We start from the raw sequence: 23,621 nt of genomic DNA on the forward strand, positions 1-23,621 counted from the left end.
GCCCCCTCCCAGCTTTCGGATTGTGTTTATTCGGGAAGGTGCGCGACGCCGTCAGCGTCGGTCATCGCCCGCTCCAGCAGATCCGCCGGCAGGCTTTTGCTGGCACGCGCACCGAGCAACCTTAACTGCTCGGTACGGCTGACCAGATTTCCGCGCCCATCTGTCAGCTTGTTTCGCGCCGCGCTGTAAGCCTTATCCAACTGCTGAAGACGATTGCCCACTTCGTCCAGATCCTGGATAAACAGCACGAACTTGTCGTACAGCCAACCGGCGCGTTCGGCGATTTCGCGGGCGTTCTGGCTTTGACGCTCTTGCTTCCAGAGGCTGTCAATCACGCGCAGGGTAGCGAGCAACGTCGTAGGACTGACGATCACGATATGACGGTCGAACGCCTCTTGGAACAGATTCGGTTCAGCCTGCAAGGCAGCGGAAAAAGCGGCTTCGATCGGCACGAACAGCAACACGAAATCCAGGCTGTGCAAGCCTTCCAGGCGCTTGTAGTCCTTGCCGGCCAAGCCTTTGACGTGATTGCGCAGCGACAGCACGTGTTGCTTCAGGGCCTCTCGACCGATCACCTCGTCATCGGCCGCGACGTACTGCTGATACGCCGTCAGGCTGACCTTGGAATCCACCACCACCTGCTTGTCACCGGGCAACATGATCAGCACATCCGGCTGGAAGCGCTCGCCGTCCGGACCCTTCAAGCTGACTTGGGTCTGGTACTCGCGGCCCTTCTCCAAACCTGCGTGCTCCAGCACCCGTTCGAGGATCAACTCGCCCCAGTTGCCCTGGGTCTTCTGGCCCTTGAGGGCGCGGGTCAGGTTGGTCGCTTCGTCTGACAGACGCAAGTTCAGTTGCTGCAGGCGTTCAAGCTCCTTGGCCAGGGAAAAGCGCTCGCGGGCCTCGTTCTGGTAGCTTTCTTCCACGCGTTTTTCGAAGGACTGGATGCGCTCCTTCAAGGGATCGAGCAACTGGCCCAGGCGCTCCTGGCTGGTCTCGGCAAAGCGCTGCTCACGCTCATCGAAAATCTTGCCCGCCAGCTCAGCGAACTGCGCACGCAACTCGTCCCGCGAGCCTTGCAGGTCGGCGAGGCGCTGCTGGTGGCTTTCCTGCTGCTCGCGCAGTTCGGCGCGCAAGGCGGCCGAGAGTGCGTCGAGGCGGCGCAATTCGGTTTCCTTGGCGCTGCGGTCAAGGTTCCAGGCGTGGGCGGCGTCGCGGGCGTTGTCGCGGTCGATCTGCAACAGCTCGACTTCACGGCGCACAGCAGCGAGATCGGCCTGTTTGGCGGCATTGGCCTGGCTCAAGTCGCTGATTTCATCGCGACTGGCGTCCAGTTGGGCGGCAAGGCCTTCCTGGGCCAGTTGCGCAGTGGCCAGGCGCTCTTCGAGCAGTTCCCAGCCGGTGGTCCGCGCGGTCAACCGCCGCTGAATCTGCCAGCACACCGCCAATAAAGGCACTGCGGCACCAGCCAGGCCCAGGGCAATACTGGTCCAGTCAAAAACCATAGCCATTTCTGCCATCACCGAAAAGGAGCAAGGTTAACCAAGCGTAGAGCGTGAGGACAGCTCAGTCTTCGACCTGACCCAGTTCTCGTTGGGCGCGGCGGTCACCGGCACGGGCGGCCAGGCGCAGCAGGTCGTGGCCGATGCGGCGGTCGCGGGCGTTGCCGCACTCACGGCACATCAATTGGCCCAGGCGGCTTTGCGCAGCAACCACGCCCTCGCGGGCCGGCTGCTTGAGCAAGCGCCCGGCGAAATGCTTGACGTTGGTGCTGTGCCCCAGGCGTGGGCTGTCGAGCAACCACAGGGCGACTTTCAAGGAAAAGCGCTTGGGTGCGGTAACAGTTTGCGGGGTGTCGGTAACAGAAGGTGATACTGAGCGAAACTTCATAAAGCACTGTGGGACAGAACGGAAGGCGCGCCACTCTACTCTTTTTTTCGTACAGGTAAAGCTGAAAAAAACCTGCACGCCCGTTCTAGAGCAAGCGCTCGGGACAATCCACAGAAGCTGTGGATAACTCAGTGGACAACCTCCCTTTAACTCGCGCAAAGGCCCATGGAACGGGGCCCGCAGTCAAACTGACGATTTTTTCACCAATAAAAAAAAGCCAGATTTTTCATTGACTTAAATTTTCATTGCAGGCAAATGGCGGTCCTGCCTAGCACTTGACAGCCTGGTTACACACGCCGCAACTAATGTGCACAAGTACCGATCCGACGGTTATATCAACGGCTTTTTTTGAAGCGACTGGCTTCAAAAATGTTACCGCTGAGGCAAAACAGGGACTTTTCAAATCTTTATCGGCTCGCCACACTGCCCGACGGGCAAGGCAACGCTGAGTGGGTCGATGAAAGGAATTCTGTTATTCGCCGTGTTGTTACTGGTTATCTGCGCCATTTCACTGGGGATCAATGGTGCTCTGCCATCCCCGGATGGGGCCTTGTTTGCGATCGCCATCCTGTTATCAGCCGCGTTCACCGCCGCGAGTCTGTGTATCGAGTTGGGTGAGGGGCGTATCAATGACATGGCTGATGTGGTGAAAGTGGTCGAGACCGGCCAATCCCTGCGCCTGACCCTCGCCGCCTACGCGCTGGGCTGCTCGCTGGCAGCCGCGATCACAGTGCTGGTTTATCGCGGTCTACTGGGCGCTTGATTAAAGTTTTTTGACTGACCACTTCCCTTACCTGTTTCAATCCGTTACTATCCGCAGCGTTAGTACCAAGCTGAAAGTCAATTCTGGTCGAACAACTCCCTTGAACAACATGGGATCGACCACCTCGATGGTTTCCAGGTATCACTTGCGACGACACTGCCTTTGAACAAGCAAAGGGTGCCGCGAAGTTTTCATACTCTGACCGAACCAACCTGCAAATTGATCAGGATCTTCACCCTGGGCCCAGAACCTTTGCCCCTGTTGTGTTGCCTGCCCTCCTAAGTACCTACCTGCCAGCCCAAGCGCGCCTAACTTATTAGCGCTTCAAACTGGCTGCTTTGTTCCAGTCGGGTTCTTCGTTTGATCAATGGTGATCAACGTTACTGGAACGTTTTAACGTTGCACGGTTCTTATCCGTGTCATTTGTAGGAACACCAATAATATGTCCGCTATCCATACTCAGGATGCCATTCGCACCCTCACCAACGCTTTTGCTCCAATGAACTGCCTGATCATGGCCGCTCGCAAAGGCTGCTTCAGCTTCACCCTGGTCAACGAACACGGCATCGCTCGTCACAGCGAACGCCTGTACCCCGATCAATACTCCAGCGCAGAACCGCTGCAGGCAGTGATCGAACGTACTCGTCAGGCACTGGTTGCCTGATCGACCAAAGTCGCTGAAACACAAAAAACCCTGTTTAAAAAGCAGGGTTTTTTATTGCCCGCAATTCACGCTGTGGGCCTTTTTACTAAGTTCAAATCGATATAAACGTTATAACTGGATGAGGAAGATGTTTTAAAAACAGTCCTTTACCTCATTAATATGACACTACACTTCAACTCAAGCGGCATGATCCGCTTCCGACGAGCCTGAGATCCGATCCACTGCTGCCAAGCCCCCCCCCTTCTCAGGCATCGTCGACCACTTTCACGGATTGAGGCGTGTATGGGTATCGCAGCCAGTGAATTGTGTCGTTACGTAATCCGGCCGACGTTGACGTACCTCGGTCGGCAGAGCCCAACGGCTGAGTCCTTGCTGCTGGGTATTGCGGCCAGCCAGTCGGAACTGGGTTCCGCTCTGCACGATCGACGCGGCCACGGCCTGTACAGCATCACCGAACCTCGCCATCGCGCCTTGTGGGATAACTACCTGGCGCTCGACCCCGAACGTGCCAGCCTGGTACGTGGCCTGGCCAGCCAGCATGCCTTCCTCAGCGCGCCGCAATTGGAGCTCACCGTAAACCTGCGTTACGCCACGGCTATCGCCTGGCTGCTGGTTGAACAACACAGCCCCGCCCTGCCACCCCCGGGTGATGTTTTGGCCATGGCGCGTATCTGGAAAGAAATATTTCACCCTCAAGGAAGGCTGCGGGATTTCACCCAAGCCTGGCAAACCTGTGTTTCCCCCATGAATCACGCGGTTTGCTGACCGGGCAATTTGCAAGATTCGCCAAAAACACCGAATTTTGGTCAGATTGTCCTACAAAACCGCTCTATCTCCTGCATTACAGCCTATAGCGCGATGTTAATTTTATTGATACTTTCCGCTGCGGTGATCACCACGGAGTTCTAATAATGAAAAAAGTAATGCTCAAGACCACACTTAGCCTCGCCGTTGCCATGGCATCCTCCCAACTGTTCGCAAGCGGTTTCGCACTGAACGAACAGAGCGTCAGCGGGATGGGTACGGGTTTCGCAGGTCGCTCCTCTTCTGCCGATGATGCAAGCACTGTCTACGGTAACCCGGCCGGTATGTCCCGCTTGAATGGCCAACAAATCACCGGTGGTGTCGCAGCCATTGATGCGTCGACCGATATCAAAGACGCAAGTGGCCGCCCAAGCGGCTCAAACAAAGGTGATATGGTTCCTTTCACTGCGGTGCCATTCGGCTTCTACACCAACAAACTCAACGATCAGTGGGCCATCGGCTTCGGCGTCTATGCACCGTTCGGTCTGGTGACCGACTATGAAAACGGCTTCCAGGGCCGTGGCTTTGGCAGCAAGAGCGAAGTGAAGGTCATGACCTTCCAGCCGACTGTCAGCTATGCCTTCAACGACAAGGTTTCCATCGGTTTTGGTCCGACCATCAACCGCATCTCCGGGGTGTTGGAGTCGGACAAGACATTGGTAATCGGCGCGCCTTTCTCGGACACCAACGTCAAGATCAAGGGTGATGACACCGCACTGGGCTTCAATGTCGGTGTGCTGGTCCAGGCAACTGATACTACCCGCGTAGGCCTGACCTACCACTCCAAGGTCAATTACAAGCTTGAGGGGCACACCACCGTCAGCGGTCCGGCCCAGACTCAAGGCGCGCTGCGTAACAACCGTTACGACGCCTCCTTGAAAATCGAGACCCCGGAATCCTACGACCTGTCGGTCACTCAAGACCTGACCGATGCCTGGAAACTGTACGGCGGTGCAACCTGGACACGCTGGAGTCGCCTGAAAGAGATCACCGTCAACAACGAAGGTGTGACTGGGACAAACGGTGGCGCCCTGGCCCCTAGCCGAATCGCCAACATCACCGAAGAACAAAACTGGCACGACACCTGGGCCTATGCCGTGGGTACCTCCTACCAGTTGACCAAGCAGGTGGTACTGCGTACCGGCCTGACCTTCGACCAGTCGCCAACCAACAACACCGATCGTTCGCCACGTATTCCTACTGGCGACCGGACGATCTTCAGCGTGGGCCTGGGCTACAAAGTCATGGATAACATGACGGTCGACCTGGCGTACTCCTACCTCAAGGAAGAAGACGTCAAGGTCAATAACACCTCACTGCCGTCCAACTACAGCGCCAAGTACGAAAACAGTGCCAACGGTTTCGGCCTCGGCATGACCTACACCTTCTGATCCAGACGGGTGTAAAAAAGCCCCGCTCTCCTGCAAAGGAGGCGGGGCTTTTCAATGGGCGTTGGTCAGGGTTTGGACGCTATGGCCTGCTCCACAGCCTTGATCAGATCAGGGCTGTCCGGCTTGGTGAGGCTGGAGAAATCGGCAATCACCTTGCCCTGGCGATCCACTACATACTTGTAGAAATTCCACTTCGGCGCATTGCTCTGCTGCGCCAATACCTTGAACAGGTGCACCGCGTCCGGCCCCTTGACCTTCTGCGGCTCGGTCATGGTGAAGGTCACGCCGTAGTTCACGTAGCAGACCTTGGCAGTTTCTTCGCCGGTCTTGGCTTCCTGCTTGAAGTCATCGGAGGGCACGCCGATCACCTCCAGCCCTTGATCCTTGTAGCGTTGATACAGTGCTTCGAGCCCCTTGAATTGCGGCGCGAACCCGCAAAAGCTCGCGGTGTTGACGATAACCAAGGGCTTGCCGGCAAAACGTTGGCACAAGTCGATGGATTCCTTGGCACGCAGCTTGGGCAATTGCCCCTCCAGCAACGGCGGGCAATCGGCAGCCAACGCCACGCCGCCAAAAGCAGCCATCAGCACAGGTACAGCAAGCCAGCGCATCTGCATGTCGAAAGGTCCTATAAAGAGTTCAGGAATCGAACTTAACAGATCGACATACCCAGTTGCATCAACGCCAGTCCACCGCGTTGCCAGCCCCACCAGGCCAGGGCCAGCAACAGCGCTATCGCTACTGCCCCGCCGAACCAATACCAGGTCGCACTCATGTCGCCTCCATCTGCGCCTGCAATCGCGCCACCGGCCGCTCACGCACCGGCCAATTCAGGGCTGCGGCGAGCACACTCAAGAGGATCGCCACTTGCCAGATCAAATCGTAGTTACCGGTTCGATCATAGACCACCCCGCCCAACCAACCGCCAAGGAACGAGCCGAGCTGGTGGAAAAGGAACACGATCCCACCGAGCATGGACAGGTTTCGCACCCCAAACAACGTGGCGACCGTGCCGTTGGTCAGCGGTACCGTGGACAGCCACAGGAAGCCCATGGCCATGCCGAACAGGTAGGCCGTGACTTCGGTCACCGGTGCCCACAGGAACAGCATGATCACCACCGCGCGCAGCAGGTACAACCCGGTCAACAGGCGTGGCTTGGACATACGCCCGCCGAGCCAGCCGGCGGTATAGGTGCCGAAGATATTGAACAGCCCGATCAGCGCCAACACCGTGGTGCCGACCGTTGCCGGCAAGTGCTGGTCCACCAGATAGGCCGGCAGGTGCACACCGATAAACACCACCTGGAAACCGCAGACGAAAAAGCCGAAGGCCAGCAACCAGAACCCGGAGTGGGAGCAGGCTTCCTTCAAGGCTTCACGCAGGGTTTGCTGGCCAGCCATCACCGGCAGCGGGCGGTCCTTGAGCATGCTCACCAGCGGCAGGATCAGCGCCACCATCAGGCCCAACACCAGCAAAGCCGCCGACCATCCCAGCCAACTGATCAAGCCCAAGGTACCCGGCACCATGGCGAACTGGCCGAACGAACCGGCAGCACTGGCAATGCCCATGGCCATGCTGCGCTTTTCCGGCGCCACGGCGCGGCCGACCACGCCCAGAATCACCGAAAACGACGTGCCGGACAGGCCGATACCGATCAGCAAGCCCGCACTCAAGGACAACGACCACGCCGAATCCGACATGCCCATCAACACCAGGCCTGCGGCGTATAACACGCCGCCGACAAACACCGCCTTGGTGGCGCCGAAACGGTCGGCCAAGGCACCGGTAAACGGCTGCGCCAGGCCCCAGATCAGGTTTTGCAAGGCGATGGCAAAGGCAAAGGTCTCACGGCCCCAGCCGAATTCGCTGCTCATCGGCGCCAGGAACAGGCCGAAACCGTGCCGCACGCCCAGGGACAACGCCAGGATCAGCGCACTCCCCACAAGGATCCAACCACTGGTGCGCCACATCGACGTCATTTCTTATTCTCCGTTCGCGGGTATATACCCGCTTGTATTCGAACAAACCCGCCTTCAGGCGAGTTCATCCAGCAAGGCCAACAGGGTTTCGCGTTTTTCCGCGCCGAGTTGATCGATCAATTTCTGTTGCGCCGCCTCCCAGGCCGGCAACGCGGCGGCCAAGCGTTGCTCGCCGGCCTCGGTCAGTAACACCAGACGGTTGCGCAGGTCGTTGCCCTCGACCAGTTGCACCAGCCCTTCGCACTCCAGCACCCGCAGGTTGCGCCCCAAGGTGCTGCGATCCAGACCCATGGCGTCGGCCAGGCTGGAAATGCTCGGTTGGTCGAGGCGCTGCAGGTTGCACAGCAAAGAATACTGGGCGACGTTGATTCCGAAGCCATCGAGGGCGCCGTCGTAATGCCTGCTGACGCCACGGGCGGCACGTCGCAGGTTGGTACATAAACATTGGGAGGCAAGCATGGAACGTGTATATACCCGCGATTATTGAAATGCAAGAAAGTGTTACAGCGCCAGGCCCACCAATACGGCGACTTCCAGCAGTTCCAGCAGCGCGCCAGCAGTGTCGCCGGTGGTGCCGCCGAGCCGATTGATCATCAGTTGGCGCAGCCCCATAAAGCACAGTGCCGCGAGCAACACGGCCATCCCACCGCTGAAACCACCGATCAGGATGCACCCCAGGCCACTGAGGATCAGTACCTGTTGACCGACGATGCGCGGTAAATGATCCGACAGCGCCTGACCCAACCCGCCCGCTCGCACATAGCGCGTGGTGAGAAACAATGCCAGCATCGACGCCCGCCCGATCAACGGCGCGAGGATCAACGCCGCACCGTTGTGCTGCTCGATCAAGGCCACCAGCGCGGTGAACTTGAGCAGTAACACCAGGCCCAGGGTGACCACGGCAATCGGCCCGCTGCGCGGGTCTTTCATGATGCTGAGGGTGCGCTCGCGGTCGCCGAAACCACCGAGCCAGGCATCGGCGCTGTCCGCCAGGCCATCGAGGTGCAAGCCGCCACTGAGCAGCACCCAGGCCGTCAGCAGCAGCGCGGCGTGCAACAACAGCGGTGATCCGACCAACAACGTATTGAGGCCCCACAGCAGCACGCCGAACAGCAACCCGACCAGCGGATAGAACAGAAGCGAGCGCCCAAGCTCATGGGGTTGCGGCATGCCCGGCAGACGAATAGGCAAACTGCTGAGAAATTGCAGCGCGATCCAGAACGGCAGCATGCTCAGATTCCTTCCTTCAACACGCCATCGGCGCCGACCTGGAGGCTGAACAACCCGCCATGAGCGACTTCGACATTCAGCAACTGCTCACGGGGCAGACCGCGCGCCTGAGCCAACAGCAAGCGCATCACCCCGCCGTGGCTGATCAGCAGCACACGCTCACCGGCATACGCCTTATGCAGGCGCAGGACGGCGCCCAAAACCCGCTGGGAAAACTCGCTGACCGGTTCGCCCTGGGGCGGCGTGAAGCTATAGGGGTCGGCCCAGAACCAGCCAAGGCCTTCGGCATCGGTCTCCATCAGCGCTGCCGCACTCTGCCCTTCCCAGGCACCGAAGTGCAGTTCTTGCAGATCCTTTTCCAGGCTCACCGGCAGATGCAGCCGCGCACCCAACTCATCGGCGAAGCGCGCGCAGCGTTGCAACGGCGAACTGATCAGCCGGTCCCAAGGCCCCTGTGCCACCACGGCGGCGCGCATCTGTTCCCAGCCCTTGGCGGTCAACGCATCGTCCAGGCTGCCGCGCAGGCCGCCGCCCAGCTCGGTTTCGCCATGGCGCAACAGGTCCAGGTGCAAGGTCATGCCGGACGGTCTGCCACGGCCGCTTCGGCAAACGTCGCCATTTGCCCGTGCAGCGCACACGCCAGGCGCAGCAACGGCACCGCCAACGCCGCGCCACTGCCCTCGCCCAGGCGCAGGCCCAGTTCCAGCAACGGCTGTGCATCGAGGCTCTGCAAGACATGGCGATGGCCAGGCTCGGCACCGCGATGGCCGAACAGCAGCCAGTCGCGGCACGCCGGGTTCAAGCGCGTGGCGACCAGCGCCGCGACGGTGCAGATAAACCCATCCAACAACACCACAATGCCTTCCTGGGCGCAGGCCAGATAAGCGCCCACCAAGGCAGCGATTTCAAAGCCGCCGAGATTGAACAGGGTTTGCAGCGCATCCCCACGCTGCGCGGCATGCAAGGCGAGTGCGCGCTCGATCACCGCCACCTTGTGACTGACGCCCTGGGCATTCAACCCGGTGCCTGGGCCTGTCAGGTCGGTCACCTGGCAATCGAGCAAAGCACAGGCCAGCGCACTGGCGGCGGTGGTGTTGCCAATGCCCATCTCACCGCCGACAAACAACTGCGCACCGCGTTCACGGGCGCGCAGCACACTGTCGCGACCCGCCTGCAATGCCAATCGGCCCTGGGCGCCGGTCATTGCCGGGCCCTTGACGAAATTGGCGGTGCCCGCGCCGATATTCAGGTGACGGACGCCGGGCAGGCTCAGCGAAGGGGTCACCGTACCGAGGTCGACCACTTCCAACTGCGCATCCAGTTGCCGCGCCAATACACTGATGGCCGCACCACCACTGACAAAGTTATGCAGCATCTGCCCGGTCACTTCCTGGGGAAACGCCGATACCCCTTCGGCAACCACGCCGTGATCACCGGCAAAGATGGCGATCCACAGCTGATCCACCGACGGTTTGACCTGGCCCTGCAAACCGGCCAATTGCACCGCCAACGCCTCCAACTGGCCAAGTGAGCCGGCCGGCTTGGTCAATTGCTGCTGGCGCGCCAGAGCTTGTTCGTACGCCGAGGCGTCAATCGCCTTACAAGGGTTGAGCCACCAGGTGTCAGTCATAACGCAGTACCTTTCAACGTCAGGGGCAGGCCGGCAACCGTCAGGACAACACGCTGACACCGCTCGGCCAAGGCTTGATGCAGCCAACCGGCTTCATCCACATAGCGGCGAGTCAATTCGCCCAGCGGCACGACACCCAGACCGGTCTCGTTGCTGACAAAAATAATTTCACCCGGCACCACGGCCAGGGTTTCCAGCAATTGATCGCGCTCAAACGCCAGGCGCTCCGCCTCTTCGAGCATCAGCAGATTGGTCAGCCACAGGGTCAGGCAATCCACCAACAGGCAACGACCGGGCGCAGCGTTTTCGCGTAGCACACGCGCCAGCTCGACAGGTTCCTCGATCAAACCCCAGTGATCCGGGCGGCGCTCGCGATGCAAGGCAACGCGGGCATTCATCTCGCCGTCAAGCGGTTGGCTGGTGGCGATATAGATGACGGGCAAAGCGCTGTCGCTGGCAAGCTTTTCGGCCAGGCGGCTTTTACCGGAACGAGCGCCGCCTAAAATCAGTTGAAGCATGAGACACCCCCTACCCACCCACCACTCCACGATGCGAAGCGAGTCGTTTTTGATCTGGCTTTTGATCCTGCTTTTGATCTGAAGTCGCCCCGTAAACCACGCTGGCCGAACGCAGGCTTGAATCCGTGGGTAACCCGGCAGGACGCCGGGTTAGCCGCACCGGGCCAGGGATGGCCCATTGCGGCGGCCCACGGATTCAAGCCGGAGTGAGGGCACACCGAGCCCAAGCGAGGTGCCGAGTGGTGGGGCGAAGGCCTTTTGCTTACTTTTGGGCCTTTCCAAAAGTGAGCCGCTGTAAGAGCGGAACCATAAGTGGCCGTTACCGCAGGAATGGATATGTACACCGAAAGCCCTCTCCCACATTTGAACCGTGTGTACACCCTTAAACCCCACACAGTTTGCGCAACAAATCGGTGTCCAAATGGTTCTCCACCAGATCCGCCAGGCGCTCGATATCACGTTCGCGCAGGGCGTGGTAGTCCACCGCCTGCACATCCTGCAACCCGGCCCAGCGCAGCAACGCACTGCAGGCCGCCGGGGTCTCGAACAAGCCATGCAGATACGTGCCGAGAATCTGCCCATCAGCACTTTGCGCGCCGTCACTGCGACCGTCATCCAGCAGCACGGCGGCGTTCGACAGGGCAGCGCCGCACGTCACGCCCGCATGGATCTCATACCCGCTGACCTCGGCGTCCTCCAGCAACAAACGCCCACGCACATTGCGCAGCTGTTTCTCTGCTTCCAGGGTGGTGCTGAATGCCAGCAGACCCAGGCCGTCGCTGGAACCGGCAAGCCCTTCCAGGCCCAACGGGTCGTGCACCTGTTCACCAAGCATCTGCAAGCCGCCGCAAATCCCAAGCACCTTGCCGCCGTAGCGCAAGTGCCGCGCCACGGCGGTGTCCCAGCCATTGGCGCGCAGGTACGCGAGGTCGCTGCGCACGCTTTTCGAGCCGGGCAGGATGATCAGGTCGGCGGCCGGAATCGGCTGGCCCGGCCGGATAAACTGCAAATCCACCTGGGGATGCAGGCGCAGCGGATCGAAATCCGTATGGTTGCTGATGCGCGGCAACACCGGCACCACTACTTTGAGCACCTGCGCCGCCTTGTCGATCTGGCGTTGGTCGATGCCGTCCTCGGCTTCCAGGTGCAGGTCCATCACGTAGGGCAATACGCCCACCACCGGTTTGCCGGTGCGTGCCTGCAACCAATCCAGGCCGGGTTGCAGCAGTGCGATGTCGCCGCGAAAGCGGTTGATGATGAAGCCCTTGACCCGCGCCTGTTCGCTGGGCGAGAGCAGTTCCAGGGTGCCGACCAGGTGGGCAAATACGCCGCCACGATTGATATCGGCAATCAGCAGCACCGGGCAGTCGACGGCCTCGGCGAAGCCCATGTTGGCGATGTCATTGGCGCGCAGGTTGATCTCGGCCGGAGAGCCTGCGCCTTCCACCATCACCACCCGGTAGCTTTCGCTCAAGCGCGCGTGGGAGGCCAGCACCGCCTGCATCGCGATGGCTTTGTAGTCGTGATAGGCCACCGCGTTCATGCTGGTCACGGCGCGGCCATGGATGATCACCTGGGAGCCCGTGTCGCTGTTGGGCTTGAGCAGCACCGGGTTCATATCGGTGTGGGGCGCCAGGTTGGCCGCTTGGGCCTGCACGGCCTGGGCGCGGCCAATCTCGCCGCCTTCGGCCGTCACGGCGCTGTTGAGCGCCATGTTCTGCGGTTTGAACGGCGCCACGGCGATGCCCTGGCGCACCAGCCAACGGCATAAGGCGGTCACCAGGGTACTTTTGCCGGCATCGGAGGTGGTGCCTTGCACCATCAGCGTACTCATGACGCGTCCCTGTAGGCCGCCAGCGCTTCGTCGAGACGCAACCAGTCGGCCTCGGTGCCGGGCAGGCCAAAACGCACACTGCTGTCGTGCACAAACAGGCGCAGCAGGATGCCGCGCTGGGCCATGAATTCGTGCATGCGCTCAGCGTGTGGGGTGATCAACCATTGGAACAACGCGCAGCCGCCCTGGGGTTGAAAGCCATGGCGCTCAAGTATTTCAAACAGGCGCTGGCCGGCCTCGATGCAACGCGCTCGCTGCCGCGCATGGCCAGCGGTATCGCGCAGGCACACTTGACCCAGCACCCGCGTCGGCCCGCTGACGGCCCACGGCCCGACCTGTTCGGCCAGCAACTTAAGCAACCTGCGTTCGGCCAGCACAAAGCCCAGGCGCACACCGGCCAGGCCGAAAAACTTGCCAAACGAGCGCAGCACAATCAAGCCGACCCGATGGGCCTGACTCGCCAGGCTCAACTGCGGGGTGATATCCATAAACGCTTCGTCCACCACCAGCCAGCCGCCGCGCTGGGCCAGCCTTGTGTGCCAGTCCAGCAGGCGTTGCGGGGGCAGGCTGAGTCCGGTGGGGTTATTGGGGTTGACCACCACCAGCACGTCGAGGCCATCGAGGAAAAAATCGACTTCCTGCTCCTGCACTTCGCGCACCACGTAACCGGCGCGGCGCCAGGCTTCGGCGTGCTCGGCATAGCACGGCGACAGCACGCCGACCTTGCCGGCACGGCGCAGGCGCGGCAGCAACTGGATCGCCGCCTGGGAGCCGGCCACTGGCAGGAGATGGGCAGCGCCGTAATACTCGCTGGCCGCTTGTTCCAGGCCGTCGTCAGATTCCGGCAAGCGCGCCCAGGCCCGCAGCGGAATCTCCGGGATCGGCCAGGGCCAGGGCGCGAGGCCGCTGGAAAGGTCCAGCCAATCGGCCTCGGCGATCCCGTACTGAATCGCCGCCTTGCGCAGCCGGCCACCGTGTTCAAGCATAAAATTGCGCCCCCACGCATAGAATCAGCAACCACAACCATACGCCGCGCTGCACCAGCTGCCAGCCGCGGTCGATGGAATCGGCATCCGCCGCCGGGCCTTCGCCCAACTGCGGACGATGATGCACCTCGCCGTGGTAAATCGCGGCGCCACCCAGCTCAACGCCCAACGCACCGGCGCCGGATGCCATCACCGGCCCGGCATTCGGGCTGTCCCAGGTCGGTCCCTGAGTGCGCCAGCATTTGAGGGACAGGCGGGTTTTGCCGAGCACGGCGTAGGTTAAAGCCACCAGACGTGCAGGAATATAGTTGAGTACATCGTCGATCTTGGCGGCAGCCCAACCGAAGCGTTCGAAGCGTTCGTTGCGATAGCCCCACATGGCGTCAAGGGTGTTGCTCAGACGGTAGAGCACCACGCCCGGCACGCCGGCGACGACAAACCAGAACAGCGCGGCAAACACCGCATCGCTGCCGTTTTCCAGCACCGACTCGGTGGCGGCGCGGGCGACTTCGGTGCGGTCCAGTTCGCTGGTCTGGCGGCTGACCAGGTAACTCACGCGCGTGCGGGCCGCGTCCAGGTCGTCGCTGCGCAGGGCCTGGGCCACCGGGATTACATGTTCGCCGAGGCTGCGCATGCCGAGGGCGCAGTACAGCGCGAGGATTTCCAGTATCCAGCCGATATACGGCGCCCACGACAACGCGGTGGCCAGCAGGGTCAACGGCACCACGGCGATAAACCACGCGGTCACGCCATGGCTGCGCCAGCCACGGCCACCGCTGTTGAAACGTTGTTCGACACGCCCGGCAAAATTGCCGAACGCCACCAGCGGATGCCAGCGCCTGGGCTCGCCCAGCAGCGCATCCAGCGCCACCGCAGCCACACACAGCAAGGCCACACTCATTGACTCACTCCCCACACATTCTCATACAACATCTCACTCAACGGCCGAGGTTCGGTCCAGCCTTCGAGCTGCAACATCGGTGCCGGGTAAAATTCCGTCACCGGCCCCAGGCACAAGACCGCCAGGGGTTTCGCGCCGGGCGGCAGGCCCAGCAGGTCGGCCAGGGCCTGGGGCTCGAACAACGAGACCCAGCCCATGCCCAGCCCCTCGACCCGCGCTGCCAGCCACAGGTTCTGGATCGCGCAGGACAGCGACGCCAGGTCCATCTCCGGCAGGGTGCGCCGCCCGAAGATGTGGCGCTCACGGTCATCCATCAACGCTGCCACCAGCACTTCGGCGCAGTCGTGGATGCCTTCGACCTTGAGCTTCATGAACGCGTCGGAGCGCTCGCCCAACGCCTCGGCGGTGCGCACGCGCTCTTCTTCCACCAGCTGTTGAATCTGGCTTCGCAACGCGCGGTCGCTGATGCGGATAAACCGCCAGGGCTGCATCAGGCCAACGCTGGGGGCCTGGTGCGCGGCCTGGAGCAGGCGATGCAGCAATTCGGGGGCGACCACGCCACCGCTGAAATGGCGCATGTCGCGGCGTTCGGCGATGGCGCGGTAGACGGCGTCGCGGTCGGCCTGGGGGAAAGCGTTGTCGGTCATGGCCCTACCGGGGGCAAGCCCCCTCCCACAGTGGATAGGGTTTGAGCTCGGTCCGGCGCAAACAAGGCGGCCACCGCAGTCGGATTCGACGGGAAATAGAAGTGCACGTAAGAGGCCGTCATTCGCCCCTGCCGGTAAACCGCTTCGGCACCGCGCCCACCATTGGGGCTCAGGCCACGGGCAATCGGCTGGCACTCGGTGCTGGTCAGGGAATGGTGGTACGTGTGCCCGCGCAGCACGCCTTCGGGCAATTCGACGCTTTGCAGGGCCAGGGCCGCGAGTTTCTTTTGCATCACCGCATCGCCCTGGAGCAGGCCAAGCAGTTCAGCACGTTTGCCGTCCACGTCGGTGAGCGAGTCCAGCAGGTAGAGCATGCCGCCGCACTCGGCGAGCAACGGCTTGCCGGCGGCGTGGTGCGCACGAATGGCGGTGAGCATCGGAGTATTGTCGGACAGCGCCTGGTGGTGCAATTCCGGGTAACCACCGGGCAAATAGAGGCTGTCAGCCTCGGGCAGCTGGCGATCATGGATCGGCGAGAAAAACGTCAGTTCGGCGCCCATCGCCCGCAGCAGGTCGAGGCTGGCGCCATAGGTGAAGGCGAAGGCTTCGTCACGGGCCACGGCAATGCGTACACCGGCCAGCAATGGCTCGGCGGCGATCACTTGCGGTGCGGCGAAGGTTACCGGTGGCGGCAACGCGACTTCACAGCTGCTGCCCAGTGCCTGGGCGGCGGCGTCCAGGCGCACGTCGAGATCGTTCAATTCGCTGGCTTGCACCAGGCCCAAATGGCGGCTGGGCAGTTCAATCCCGGTTTCGCGGGACAGTGCGCCATACCAACGCAAGCCTTCGGTGAGGCTGCCTTCCAGCAGTTGCGCATGGCGCAGGGTACCGACGCGGTTGGCCAGCACGCCGGCAAACGGCAAGTCCGGCTGATAGCGCGCCAGGCCCAGGGCCAGGGCGCCAAAGGTCTGGGCCATGGCGGTGCCATCGATCACGCCGAGCACCGGAACGCCGAAATGCCGCGCCAGGTCGGCGCTGGACGGTGTGCCATCGAACAGGCCCATCACGCCTTCGATCAGGATCAGGTCGGCCTCCCCCGCCGCTTCCCACAGCAGGCGGCGACTTTCCTGCTCGCCCACCATCCACATGTCCAATTGATACACCGGCGCACCGCTGGCGCGTTCGTGGATCATCGGGTCCAAGAAGTCCGGGCCGCATTTGAACACGCGCACCTTGCGCCCCAGGTTGCGGTGCAAACGGGCCAGCGCGGCGGTGACGGTGGTTTTGCCCTGGCCGGACGCCGGTGCGGCGATCAGGACGGCTGGGCAATGGCGGGGCTGATTCAAAGTTCGACGCCCTTCTGTGCCTTGATACCGGCCTGGAATGCGTGCTTGAGCATGCCCATTTCGGTGACGGTGTCGCCCATTTCGATCAATTCAGGCTTGGCGCCACGGCCGGTGACCACCACGTGCTGCATCGGCGGACGGGCTTGCAGGTCGCTGAGTACCTGATCGAGGTCGAGGTAGCCATGCTTGAGGGCGATGTTCAGCTCATCCAGCACCACCAGGCCGATGGTGGGGTCTTGCAGCAGTTCACGGGAGACGGCCCAGGCGGCTTCGGCGGCGGCGATATCGCGCTGGCGGTCCTGGGTTTCCCAGGTGAAGCCTTCGCCCATCACATGGAAACGCACTTGTTCGGGGAAGCGACGGAAGAACAACTCCTCACCGGTGCTGTTGCGCCCTTTGATGAACTGCACCACACCGCACTGCATGCCGTGGCCCATGGCGCGCGCGAGCATGCCGAATGCCGAGCTGCTCTTGCCTTTGCCGTTGCCGGTCAGCACCAGCAGCAAGCCGCACTCATTGGGGGAATTGGCGATGCGCTCGTCGATCACGGCTTTTTTGCGCAGCATGCGCGCCAGGTGGCGTTCGTCGCGGTCGGGGGTATCGGTCATGGCAGCTCTCCGTTGGGGCTGGACAAAAACGGCAGGCAGGAAAAAACAGACAGCCAAGCATCGCCCACCGTGATGCTGTTGGATGATCCAGGCCGGTCTCCGGGCTCATGAGTGGCGCTCCCTATGTAGAAAGCAGGCCGACGATGCGCCTTCCCATATCGTCAGGCGATACAGTGGCCAATGGCAGCGTCTTGACTCATTTACCGTTGCGGGGGCAGCGCCGGAATCGCGGCAGCACTGTGTACAAGTGCGCTCACTCACCGGCTTCCCTGTTTCACTCTGTCGACCCACGGGTCACAGAGCACCTGAAACAAGCCGCGAAGGTTAGTGGGTTGGGGGTGGAGCGTCAATTAAAGCTGGCGTTGCACTTGAACCATCGCCTCGCCGCTCTCCTCTACCCTTACAGGTATCCAGGAGAACACCATGCATAAAACCAGACTCGCCCTACTGATCATGCTCGCCGGCACCCTCGCCGCCTGCGGTGAAAGCTCCACCCTGCAGGTGTCCGATGGCACCGGGCCGTCGCCCCAACTGCCGGAGCCGAACAAAACCCTGATTCCCACCGTGAACATCGCCCCGGCTATCGGTTGGCCGCAGGGCGCGAAGCCGACAGCAGCGGCCGGCACCCAAGTGGCGGCGTTCGCCGAAGGCCTGGACCACCCGCGCTGGCTATATGTACTGCCCAACGGCGATGTGCTGGTGGCAGAAACCAATGCGCCGCCCAAACCGGATGATTCCAAGGGCATTCGCGGCTGGGTCATGGAAAAAGTCATGGGCCGTGCCGGTGCCGGGGTGCCAAGCCCGAACCGCATCACCCTGCTGCGCGATGCCGATCACGATGGCGTCGCCGAGACCCGCACGGTGTTTCTGGAGAACCTCAATTCACCGTTCGGCATGACACTGGTCGGCAATGACCTGTACGTGGCCGATTCGGACAAGCTGCTGCGCTTCCCCTATCAAGCGGGCGAAACCGCGATCAAGGGCGCGGGCACCAAGGTGGTCGACCTGCCGGGCGGCCCCTTGAACCACCATTGGACCAAGAACGTGATCGCCAGCAAGGACGGCAGCAAGCTGTACGTAAGCGTCGGTTCCAACAGTAATGTCGGCGAAAACGGTCTGGAGGCGGAACAGGGCCGGGCGGCGATCTGGGAGGTGGATCGCGCCAGCGGCGAGCACCGCATTTTCGCTTCCGGCCTGCGCAACCCTAACGGCATGGCCTGGGAACCCCAGAGCGGCAAGCTGTGGACCGCAGTGAACGAGCGCGATGAGATCGGCAGCGATCTGGTGCCGGACTACATCACCTCGGTCAAGGACGGCGGTTTCTATGGCTGGCCTTTCAGCTACTACGGCCAGCATGTGGATGTGCGCGTCACGCCGCAGAATCTGGACCTGGTCGCCAAGGCCATCGCGCCGGACTACGCGGTGGGGCCACACACCGCATCTTTAGGCCTGACGTTCGCCGAGGGCAGCAAACTCCCGGCGCCGTTCAGCAATGGCGCGTTCATCGGCCAGCATGGCTCGTGGAACCGCAAGCCGCACAGTGGCTACAAGGTGATCTTCGTGCCATTCGAGGGCGGCCAGCCTAAAGGCCAGCCGGTGGATGTGCTGACCGGGTTCCTCGACAAAGATGAGAAAGCCATGGGTCGGCCGGTGGGTGTGGTGATTGATCAGCAGGGGGATTTGCTGGTAGCGGATGATGTGGGGAATAAGGTCTGGCGGGTGTCGGCGGCTCAATAAACGCCTCCAGAAGCAACATAAAACCAGTGTGGAAAGGGGCAAGCCCTCTCCCACATTTAGTTCGGTGTTTGGTTCAGGGATTACGTGCCAGGTTTGCTGGCAACACACGCTTGGCACTCAGATAGGCATTCTGCCAATACGCCTTGGACAAGGTATCCAGCTTCACCGTACCGCCGGTTTGCGGCGCATGGACAAAGCGGCCTTCGCCCACATAGATGCCGGCGTGGCTGACCTGGGAACCGCCACCGGTGGCAAAGAACAGCAGATCGCCGGTCTGCAGGTTCTGTTCGCTGACATCCTGGGCGCGCATCACGATCAGCTCGCGGGTAGTGCGCGGCAGGGAGATGCCGGCGGCGTCACGGAACACGAAGCCGATCAGGCCGCTGCAATCAAACCCCGAGTCCGGCGTGTTGCCGCCCCAGCGATAAGGCGTGCCGACCAGACCCAATGCACGAAAGAGCACGTCTTCGGCAGCAGGCGAGAAACTTTGGCTGGAATAGGTGAACACCGGCTTGGGCTTGACCGCAACGGGAGCGGGCGGCGGCCGACTGGCGCAGGCGCTGATAAGCGCGGCGCAGAGGATAAGGAGCAGGCGGGCTGAGGTCGACATGTGCAGAACAATCCGGGTCTGGATGCGGCTTTCGCTGCCGAACGCTGAAAACCAGAACGCGCAAGCAAAGCTCGCGCGAACGGATTACAACAATGTCCAGGGATTCTAGCGCTTACACGTCAAACTTCAAGTATCACTTTAAGTTTACTTACTGGCGGTAACCGTAGTCGGGGCCATGGCGAGTGCGCGCTTGGCTTCGATGAAGGTTTTGCTCCAGTAGCTGTCGCCCAGGCTGTCGACTCGAACACCGCCACTGCGACGGCTGCTGGAGTGGATAAACTGGTTATCGCCCAGATAGATACCGGCGTGACTCACACGACCACGGCCTGCAGTACTGAAGAAAAGCAGATCGCCAGGCTTGAGGTTGTTGCGTGCGACCAACGGTGCTTTCACGTTGATCATTTCGCGAGTGGAGCGTGGCAGGTTCATGCCAGCTTCTTCACGAAACAGGTAGCCGATGAAGCCGCTGCAGTCGAAACCGGCTTCAGAGGTACCGCCGAAACGGTAACGGGTACCGATCAGGGACATGCCGCGTTCAAGGATGCTGTCGGCCAGAACTGGAAGCTGGTAAGGCTTGTTGCCGGAGAAATCGGCCAGTTCCTTTTCGGTTGCTTGCTCTTCTTTATAAAGCGTCTCTTCATAAACAGAAGCAGACTGCGCAGCAACGAATTTTGCCTGGGACTGTTGTTGAGTTTTTTGCTGTTCAACCACCTGTTGAGGATGGGAGGCGCAACCAAACAACAGGGTAACGAGTGCGAGGGGCACGAGGGGTGCGAAGCGATTTAGCATGGGCACGACCGTGACTAGATGTGTAAAGAAGCCGAGACTATGCCCTCTATCACATCCATTTGCAAATTCAATCGTGATATATGTGACTTCTTGTTTGGACTATGACATCTAAGCCCTTAACACCCCATGCAACCCATTTGCGTGGCCAAACCGGCCCAAACGCGGGTTTTCTGGCGCCTGAAATTCGCCAAAAGCCCCGAAAACAAAGGGCTGGCTACCAGCCGAGGGTTTCCTTAAGGAAGGGAATAGTCAGCTTGCGCTGGGCCTGCAAAGAGGCTTGGTCGAGCTGTTCGAGCAAATCGAACAACGCGCTCATGCTGCGGGTCCCACGGGTGAGGATAAAGTGCCCCACCTCGTCGGTGAGGTGCAGGCCGCGACGGGAGGCGCGCAATTGCAGGGCACGCAATTTGTCTTCGTCGGAGAGTGGGCGCATCTGAAAGATCAGCGCCAGGGTGAGGCGCGACTTGAGGTCGGCCAGCTTGACCGGCAACTCCCGTGGCGAGGTAGATGCAGCGATCAACAGGCGCCGACCACTGTCACGCAAGCGGTTGAACAAGTGAAACAGCGCCTCTTCCCAATCGGCCTTGCCGGCCACTGCCTGCAGATCGTCCAGGCATACCAGTTCATATTGCTCAAGGTTGTCGAAGATGCCGATGCCTCGATCCATCAACTCCGCCAGCGGCAGGTAAACGGCCGGCTCGCCCATCTGCTCGAAACGCAGGCAAGCGGCCTGCAACAGGTGGGTACGCCCCACGCCGTGTTTGCCCCACAGATAGATCAGGCTTTCGGTCCACCCGGCGTCGGCTTCGCAGAGCCGCTCGACATAGCCGAGTGCAGCGGCATTGGCGCCTGGGTAGTAATTGATAAAGGTGGCGTCATCACGCAGACGCACACCTAAGGGCAGCTGAATCGGTTTCATGCTGACTGAACGGCTCCCATCGAACCGTTAGTGGCCTCTGTGTAAAGTTTGCAAAGTTTATACCCGTGACGCCGGGCGCACAATGCAGCAGACCACAAGCAAAATCAAAGGTTTGCGTTAACTTGCCGGTTTTACGTGGATTGTTTGACGCCCTACCCCCCTAAACAACAAACCCGGCCGAAGCCGGGTTTATGACGCAACGGTTACAAGTCGGGGTCTTCGACGCCCGTATAGGCATCGGATTCCTTGTACAGATCGTGCACATGGCGCACCAGCACCATTATCACCGCCGCCACTGGCAGCGCCAGCAGGATCCCGGTAAAGCCGAACAGCTCGCCGCCTGCCAGGATCGCAAAAATCACCGCCACCGGATGCAGGCCAATCCGATCCCCCACCAGCAATGGCGTCAGCACCATACCCTCCAGGGCCTGGCCCACCATGAACACCGCGACAATCCCCAGCATCGGGTACAGGTCGCCACCAAACTGGAACAGCCCAGCCACCAACGCCGCGCCGATACCGATCACAAAGCCCATATACGGCACGATAGCGGCGAGACCGGCGATCAGACCGATCAACAAGCCCAGCTCCAGGCCGATAGCCATCAAGCCCGCCGCATAGATGATCCCCAGCGCCAGCATCACCAGCAACTGGCCCCGCACAAAGGCGCCAAGCACCTCATGGCACTCGCCGGCCAGGGACACGATGCGTTCCTCGCGGTCACGGGGCAACAGGCTGCGGATCTTGGCCATCATGATGTCCCAGTCGCGCAGCAGGTAGAACGCCACCACCGGGATCAGCACCAGGTTGGTCAGCCAGCCGATCAGCGCCAGGCTGGAGGCGGTCGCCTGGCTGAGTACCACGCTGACAATGTCAGTGGTCTGGCCCATATGCTCGCTGATTGCGGCCTTGACCTTATCGAACTTCCAGAACCCATCCGCCAAGCCCAACTTGGCCTGGACCCACGGCATTGCCGTGTGCTGCAGCCAGTCGAGCATCTGCGGCGCCAGCTCGTAGAGACGAAACAGCTGCTTGGCCAGCATCGGCACCAGCACCAGCACCAACGCGGTGATGATCAACGTGAACAGCGCAAACACCGCAACCACACCCAAGGTCCGCGACAGACCGGCTTTCTCCAGACGATCCACCACGGGATCGAACAGATAGGCGAGCAGCAACGCAACCAGGAACGGCGTCAGGATCGAATGCAGCAAGAACACAAAAACGCACAGCAGGACGAACCCACCCAGCCACACCCAACGACGCGTATCCGCCATAACCCACTCCATTACTTGCTTCTATCTATATAGGAAGAATTTTTACCAACGAAAGCGCAGTTGCGCCTGGGGCTCAGGAGCCGCTGCCGGTTGCGTGCCATCCGCCACGGGCTGCTGCGCCGGGGCCTCACCTGCCGGCACTTCCTGCAACCTGGCCAGGCTCAACTGAGTGCGCAACTGCTCGGCGCTGCCATGGACCCGATACACAATGCGATCGCCCTCCACGCGCTGCGGCTGGCCGCCAAACGGTTCCAGCAGATGACCCAGCGCCGCATAGCGCTCCAGGTTCATGCCCTGCACTTCCAGCAATTGCTCGGTGCTCACGCCAGGCTTGACGGCAAAGCGCGGCGCGAGTTTCTGGCTGATCGCCAGCATGACCGCATCGGCCACCGCGCCAGTGTCGGCGCCTTGCGCGGTGCCCTGCTCACTCTTGTCGCCCAGCCACAGGCGCCATTTGGCCTGCCATTGATTGCCTTCCTGGCGTGCGTGCACGGCGAGCAAGGCGTCGGCGCCGTAGCGCTCGGAAGCGGCGCGCAACGGCGTGGCGTCGGCATTTTCCAGATTCGGCGGCGTAGCGACGACCTGCTCATCCAGGTCCCCCAGCGGCAGGCGCAACGGCAGGCCACGGTGTTGTGCGGCACGGCGCAGCGCTTGGGCGGCAGCCTGGCCATCACCGACCAGGCTGCTGCCTTCGGTGGAGTCGTTCAGCCACCAGCCAAGGATCGACGGCCGGTTGCTGCCCCAGACCGACAGGCCCGCGTCACGCAAGGCGCGATCAGTGCTGACCGGGTCGAAGTCCACTTGCAGGCTCTCGGGTGGGCCGGCGTCGTAGCCGTATTGGCTGATAATTTGCTGCGGGTCCTTGCGAATCGCCGCCAGGCCCGGGCCGTCGGCGGCCTTGGCGTCACCGGTGAGGCGGATTACAAGGGTCTGCACCGCGCGCTGGGTGGCCTGGTCGCGCTCCTGCGGGGACTGACTGCTGACCGGTTCAAGTACTTGATAGAGGCCATTGAGGGTTTCGGCATGACTCGCCAGGCTGACCAACGACAAGCAGCCTACAAAGAAGAATTTACACAGACGCATGGAGGATTCCCGAA

The 23,621-nt window shown here is 61.4% G+C and carries 26 protein-coding genes and 1 riboswitch; of the genes, 5 read left to right on the plus strand and 21 right to left on the minus strand.

Annotation, left to right across the window (positions count from 1 at the left end; genetic code table 11):
- Window positions 1-26: 26 nt before the first annotated feature.
- The gene (rmuC, locus tag J1G35_RS14470; RefSeq protein ID WP_172681476.1) at window positions 27-1,391 is read right to left on the minus strand and encodes a DNA recombination protein RmuC; all 1,365 of its coding nucleotides are present in this window, start codon (window positions 1,389-1,391) and stop codon (window positions 27-29) included.
- Window positions 1,392-1,566: 175 nt separating this feature from the next.
- Window positions 1,567-1,890 carry a hypothetical protein gene (locus J1G35_RS14475; RefSeq protein ID WP_043293316.1) on the minus strand — a complete coding sequence of 108 codons (324 nt, stop codon included), beginning with the start codon at window positions 1,888-1,890 and terminating at the stop codon, window positions 1,567-1,569.
- Window positions 1,891-2,347: 457 nt separating this feature from the next.
- On the opposite strand from J1G35_RS14475, the gene J1G35_RS14480 reads away from it, so the two are divergent.
- From J1G35_RS14480 to J1G35_RS14495, 4 genes are all read left to right on the plus strand, one after another.
- Window positions 2,348-2,653: a hypothetical protein gene (locus J1G35_RS14480; protein ID WP_053133149.1), complete on the plus strand. Its 306-nt coding sequence runs from the start codon at window positions 2,348-2,350 to the stop codon at window positions 2,651-2,653.
- Between the two features lie 442 nt (window positions 2,654-3,095).
- Window positions 3,096-3,317 (plus strand): hypothetical protein, encoded by a 222-nt coding sequence (locus tag J1G35_RS14485; RefSeq protein ID WP_010563939.1) that lies wholly within the window; start codon window positions 3,096-3,098, stop codon window positions 3,315-3,317.
- 282 nt (window positions 3,318-3,599) lie between these two features.
- On the plus strand, window positions 3,600-4,082 hold the full coding sequence (locus tag J1G35_RS14490; RefSeq protein WP_053133146.1) for a hypothetical protein: 483 nt from the start codon (window positions 3,600-3,602) through the stop codon (window positions 4,080-4,082).
- Window positions 4,083-4,228: 146 nt separating this feature from the next.
- The gene (locus J1G35_RS14495) at window positions 4,229-5,512 is read left to right on the plus strand and encodes an outer membrane protein transport protein (protein ID WP_223015252.1); all 1,284 of its coding nucleotides are present in this window, start codon (window positions 4,229-4,231) and stop codon (window positions 5,510-5,512) included.
- 65 nt (window positions 5,513-5,577) lie between these two features.
- Here the strand turns inward: J1G35_RS14495 and J1G35_RS14500 are convergent, their stop codons facing one another.
- From J1G35_RS14500 to cobO, 14 genes are all read right to left on the minus strand, one after another.
- Window positions 5,578-6,129: a redoxin domain-containing protein gene (locus J1G35_RS14500; RefSeq protein WP_223015253.1), complete on the minus strand. Its 552-nt coding sequence runs from the start codon at window positions 6,127-6,129 to the stop codon at window positions 5,578-5,580.
- A 35-nt stretch (window positions 6,130-6,164) separates the two neighbouring features.
- Window positions 6,165-6,287 (minus strand): hypothetical protein, encoded by a 123-nt coding sequence (locus tag J1G35_RS30940; RefSeq protein WP_256243906.1) that lies wholly within the window; start codon window positions 6,285-6,287, stop codon window positions 6,165-6,167.
- A complete protein-coding gene (locus J1G35_RS14505) occupies window positions 6,284-7,483 on the minus strand; it encodes an MFS transporter (protein ID WP_172681475.1) in 1,200 nt (399 codons plus the stop codon). The genes J1G35_RS30940 and J1G35_RS14505 overlap by 4 nt, the downstream gene beginning before the upstream one ends.
- 63 nt (window positions 7,484-7,546) lie before the next feature.
- Entirely contained in the window at window positions 7,547-7,951 is a 405-nt protein-coding gene (locus J1G35_RS14510) for a MarR family transcriptional regulator (protein ID WP_053133135.1), read from the minus strand.
- 42 nt (window positions 7,952-7,993) lie between these two features.
- Complete coding sequence (locus tag J1G35_RS14515) at window positions 7,994-8,722, minus strand: adenosylcobinamide-GDP ribazoletransferase (RefSeq protein ID WP_223015254.1); 729 nt, start codon at window positions 8,720-8,722, stop codon at window positions 7,994-7,996.
- A 2-nt stretch (window positions 8,723-8,724) separates the two neighbouring features.
- Window positions 8,725-9,300, minus strand: coding sequence for an alpha-ribazole phosphatase family protein (gene cobC / locus J1G35_RS14520; RefSeq protein ID WP_223015255.1), 576 nt, complete (start codon window positions 9,298-9,300; stop codon window positions 8,725-8,727).
- Complete coding sequence (gene cobT, locus J1G35_RS14525) at window positions 9,297-10,352, minus strand: nicotinate-nucleotide--dimethylbenzimidazole phosphoribosyltransferase (RefSeq protein ID WP_223015256.1); 1,056 nt, start codon at window positions 10,350-10,352, stop codon at window positions 9,297-9,299. Before cobT ends, cobC begins: the two co-directional genes overlap by 4 nt.
- A complete protein-coding gene (gene cobU / locus J1G35_RS14530) occupies window positions 10,349-10,870 on the minus strand; it encodes a bifunctional adenosylcobinamide kinase/adenosylcobinamide-phosphate guanylyltransferase (protein ID WP_223015257.1) in 522 nt (173 codons plus the stop codon). Before cobU ends, cobT begins: the two co-directional genes overlap by 4 nt.
- A 382-nt stretch (window positions 10,871-11,252) precedes the next feature.
- On the minus strand, window positions 11,253-12,704 hold the full coding sequence (locus J1G35_RS14535; RefSeq protein WP_223015258.1) for a cobyric acid synthase: 1,452 nt from the start codon (window positions 12,702-12,704) through the stop codon (window positions 11,253-11,255).
- Entirely contained in the window at window positions 12,701-13,690 is a 990-nt protein-coding gene (cobD, locus tag J1G35_RS14540) for a threonine-phosphate decarboxylase CobD (RefSeq protein ID WP_223015259.1), read from the minus strand. The genes J1G35_RS14535 and cobD overlap by 4 nt, the downstream gene beginning before the upstream one ends.
- On the minus strand, window positions 13,683-14,591 hold the full coding sequence (gene cbiB / locus J1G35_RS14545; RefSeq protein ID WP_223015260.1) for an adenosylcobinamide-phosphate synthase CbiB: 909 nt from the start codon (window positions 14,589-14,591) through the stop codon (window positions 13,683-13,685). Before cbiB ends, cobD begins: the two co-directional genes overlap by 8 nt.
- Entirely contained in the window at window positions 14,588-15,238 is a 651-nt protein-coding gene (bluB, locus tag J1G35_RS14550; RefSeq protein WP_053133111.1) for a 5,6-dimethylbenzimidazole synthase, read from the minus strand. The genes cbiB and bluB overlap by 4 nt, the downstream gene beginning before the upstream one ends.
- Window positions 15,235-16,584, minus strand: a complete 1,350-nt coding sequence (locus J1G35_RS14555; RefSeq protein ID WP_223015261.1) for a cobyrinate a,c-diamide synthase — start codon at window positions 16,582-16,584, stop codon at window positions 15,235-15,237. The genes bluB and J1G35_RS14555 overlap by 4 nt, the downstream gene beginning before the upstream one ends.
- Window positions 16,581-17,192 (minus strand): cob(I)yrinic acid a,c-diamide adenosyltransferase, encoded by a 612-nt coding sequence (gene cobO, locus J1G35_RS14560; RefSeq protein ID WP_027603802.1) that lies wholly within the window; start codon window positions 17,190-17,192, stop codon window positions 16,581-16,583. The genes J1G35_RS14555 and cobO overlap by 4 nt, the downstream gene beginning before the upstream one ends.
- 72 nt (window positions 17,193-17,264) lie before the next feature.
- Window positions 17,265-17,516: riboswitch (cobalamin riboswitch) on the minus strand.
- A gap of 99 nt (window positions 17,517-17,615) precedes the next feature.
- On the opposite strand from cobO, the gene J1G35_RS14565 reads away from it, so the two are divergent.
- Window positions 17,616-18,929: a sorbosone dehydrogenase family protein gene (locus J1G35_RS14565; protein WP_223015262.1), complete on the plus strand. Its 1,314-nt coding sequence runs from the start codon at window positions 17,616-17,618 to the stop codon at window positions 18,927-18,929.
- Between the two features lie 73 nt (window positions 18,930-19,002).
- Here the strand turns inward: J1G35_RS14565 and J1G35_RS14570 are convergent, their stop codons facing one another.
- The 5 genes from J1G35_RS14570 to J1G35_RS14590 all read right to left on the minus strand — a co-directional run bounded on the left by J1G35_RS14570 (window position 19,003) and on the right by J1G35_RS14590 (window position 23,607).
- Window positions 19,003-19,539 carry a C40 family peptidase gene (locus J1G35_RS14570; RefSeq protein ID WP_053133102.1) on the minus strand — a complete coding sequence of 179 codons (537 nt, stop codon included), beginning with the start codon at window positions 19,537-19,539 and terminating at the stop codon, window positions 19,003-19,005.
- 144 nt (window positions 19,540-19,683) lie between these two features.
- A complete protein-coding gene (locus tag J1G35_RS14575; RefSeq protein ID WP_053133099.1) occupies window positions 19,684-20,328 on the minus strand; it encodes an NlpC/P60 family protein in 645 nt (214 codons plus the stop codon).
- Window positions 20,329-20,542: 214 nt separating this feature from the next.
- Window positions 20,543-21,247, minus strand: coding sequence for a DnaA regulatory inactivator Hda (hda, locus tag J1G35_RS14580; protein ID WP_027603798.1), 705 nt, complete (start codon window positions 21,245-21,247; stop codon window positions 20,543-20,545).
- Between the two features lie 203 nt (window positions 21,248-21,450).
- Window positions 21,451-22,524, minus strand: a complete 1,074-nt coding sequence (locus J1G35_RS14585) for an AI-2E family transporter (RefSeq protein WP_053133096.1) — start codon at window positions 22,522-22,524, stop codon at window positions 21,451-21,453.
- Window positions 22,525-22,566: 42 nt separating this feature from the next.
- The gene (locus tag J1G35_RS14590) at window positions 22,567-23,607 is read right to left on the minus strand and encodes a DUF2066 domain-containing protein (protein ID WP_223015263.1); all 1,041 of its coding nucleotides are present in this window, start codon (window positions 23,605-23,607) and stop codon (window positions 22,567-22,569) included.
- Window positions 23,608-23,621 lie beyond the last annotated feature (14 nt).

It is taken from the genome of Pseudomonas sp. SH10-3B (assembly GCF_019891415.1).
Classification (GTDB): Bacteria; Pseudomonadota; Gammaproteobacteria; order Pseudomonadales; family Pseudomonadaceae; genus Aquipseudomonas.

Excerpts from the sequence above, each read along its gene's own strand:
- J1G35_RS14475 (WP_043293316.1), bottom strand. The coding sequence starts at position 1,890 with ATGAAGTTTCGCTCAGTATCACCTTCTGTTACCGACACCCCGCAAACT.
- J1G35_RS14480 (WP_053133149.1), top strand. The coding sequence starts at position 2,348 with ATGAAAGGAATTCTGTTATTCGCCGTGTTGTTACTGGTTATCTGCGCC.
- J1G35_RS14485 (WP_010563939.1), top strand. The coding sequence starts at position 3,096 with ATGTCCGCTATCCATACTCAGGATGCCATTCGCACCCTCACCAACGCT.
- J1G35_RS14490 (WP_053133146.1), top strand. The coding sequence starts at position 3,600 with ATGGGTATCGCAGCCAGTGAATTGTGTCGTTACGTAATCCGGCCGACG.
- J1G35_RS14495 (WP_223015252.1), top strand. The coding sequence starts at position 4,229 with ATGAAAAAAGTAATGCTCAAGACCACACTTAGCCTCGCCGTTGCCATG.
- J1G35_RS14500 (WP_223015253.1), bottom strand. The coding sequence starts at position 6,129 with ATGCAGATGCGCTGGCTTGCTGTACCTGTGCTGATGGCTGCTTTTGGC.
- J1G35_RS30940 (WP_256243906.1), bottom strand. The coding sequence starts at position 6,287 with ATGAGTGCGACCTGGTATTGGTTCGGCGGGGCAGTAGCGATAGCGCTG.
- J1G35_RS14505 (WP_172681475.1), bottom strand. The coding sequence starts at position 7,483 with ATGTGGCGCACCAGTGGTTGGATCCTTGTGGGGAGTGCGCTGATCCTG.
- J1G35_RS14510 (WP_053133135.1), bottom strand. The coding sequence starts at position 7,951 with ATGCTTGCCTCCCAATGTTTATGTACCAACCTGCGACGTGCCGCCCGT.
- J1G35_RS14515 (WP_223015254.1), bottom strand. The coding sequence starts at position 8,722 with ATGCTGCCGTTCTGGATCGCGCTGCAATTTCTCAGCAGTTTGCCTATT.
- cobC (WP_223015255.1), bottom strand. The coding sequence starts at position 9,300 with ATGACCTTGCACCTGGACCTGTTGCGCCATGGCGAAACCGAGCTGGGC.
- cobT (WP_223015256.1), bottom strand. The coding sequence starts at position 10,352 with ATGACTGACACCTGGTGGCTCAACCCTTGTAAGGCGATTGACGCCTCG.
- cobU (WP_223015257.1), bottom strand. The coding sequence starts at position 10,870 with ATGCTTCAACTGATTTTAGGCGGCGCTCGTTCCGGTAAAAGCCGCCTG.
- J1G35_RS14535 (WP_223015258.1), bottom strand. The coding sequence starts at position 12,704 with ATGAGTACGCTGATGGTGCAAGGCACCACCTCCGATGCCGGCAAAAGT.
- cobD (WP_223015259.1), bottom strand. The coding sequence starts at position 13,690 with ATGCTTGAACACGGTGGCCGGCTGCGCAAGGCGGCGATTCAGTACGGG.
- cbiB (WP_223015260.1), bottom strand. The coding sequence starts at position 14,591 with ATGAGTGTGGCCTTGCTGTGTGTGGCTGCGGTGGCGCTGGATGCGCTG.
- bluB (WP_053133111.1), bottom strand. The coding sequence starts at position 15,238 with ATGACCGACAACGCTTTCCCCCAGGCCGACCGCGACGCCGTCTACCGC.
- cobO (WP_027603802.1), bottom strand. The coding sequence starts at position 17,192 with ATGACCGATACCCCCGACCGCGACGAACGCCACCTGGCGCGCATGCTG.
- J1G35_RS14565 (WP_223015262.1), top strand. The coding sequence starts at position 17,616 with ATGCATAAAACCAGACTCGCCCTACTGATCATGCTCGCCGGCACCCTC.
- J1G35_RS14570 (WP_053133102.1), bottom strand. The coding sequence starts at position 19,539 with ATGTCGACCTCAGCCCGCCTGCTCCTTATCCTCTGCGCCGCGCTTATC.
- J1G35_RS14575 (WP_053133099.1), bottom strand. The coding sequence starts at position 20,328 with ATGCTAAATCGCTTCGCACCCCTCGTGCCCCTCGCACTCGTTACCCTG.
- hda (WP_027603798.1), bottom strand. The coding sequence starts at position 21,247 with ATGAAACCGATTCAGCTGCCCTTAGGTGTGCGTCTGCGTGATGACGCC.
- J1G35_RS14585 (WP_053133096.1), bottom strand. The coding sequence starts at position 22,524 with ATGGCGGATACGCGTCGTTGGGTGTGGCTGGGTGGGTTCGTCCTGCTG.
- J1G35_RS14590 (WP_223015263.1), bottom strand. The coding sequence starts at position 23,607 with ATGCGTCTGTGTAAATTCTTCTTTGTAGGCTGCTTGTCGTTGGTCAGC.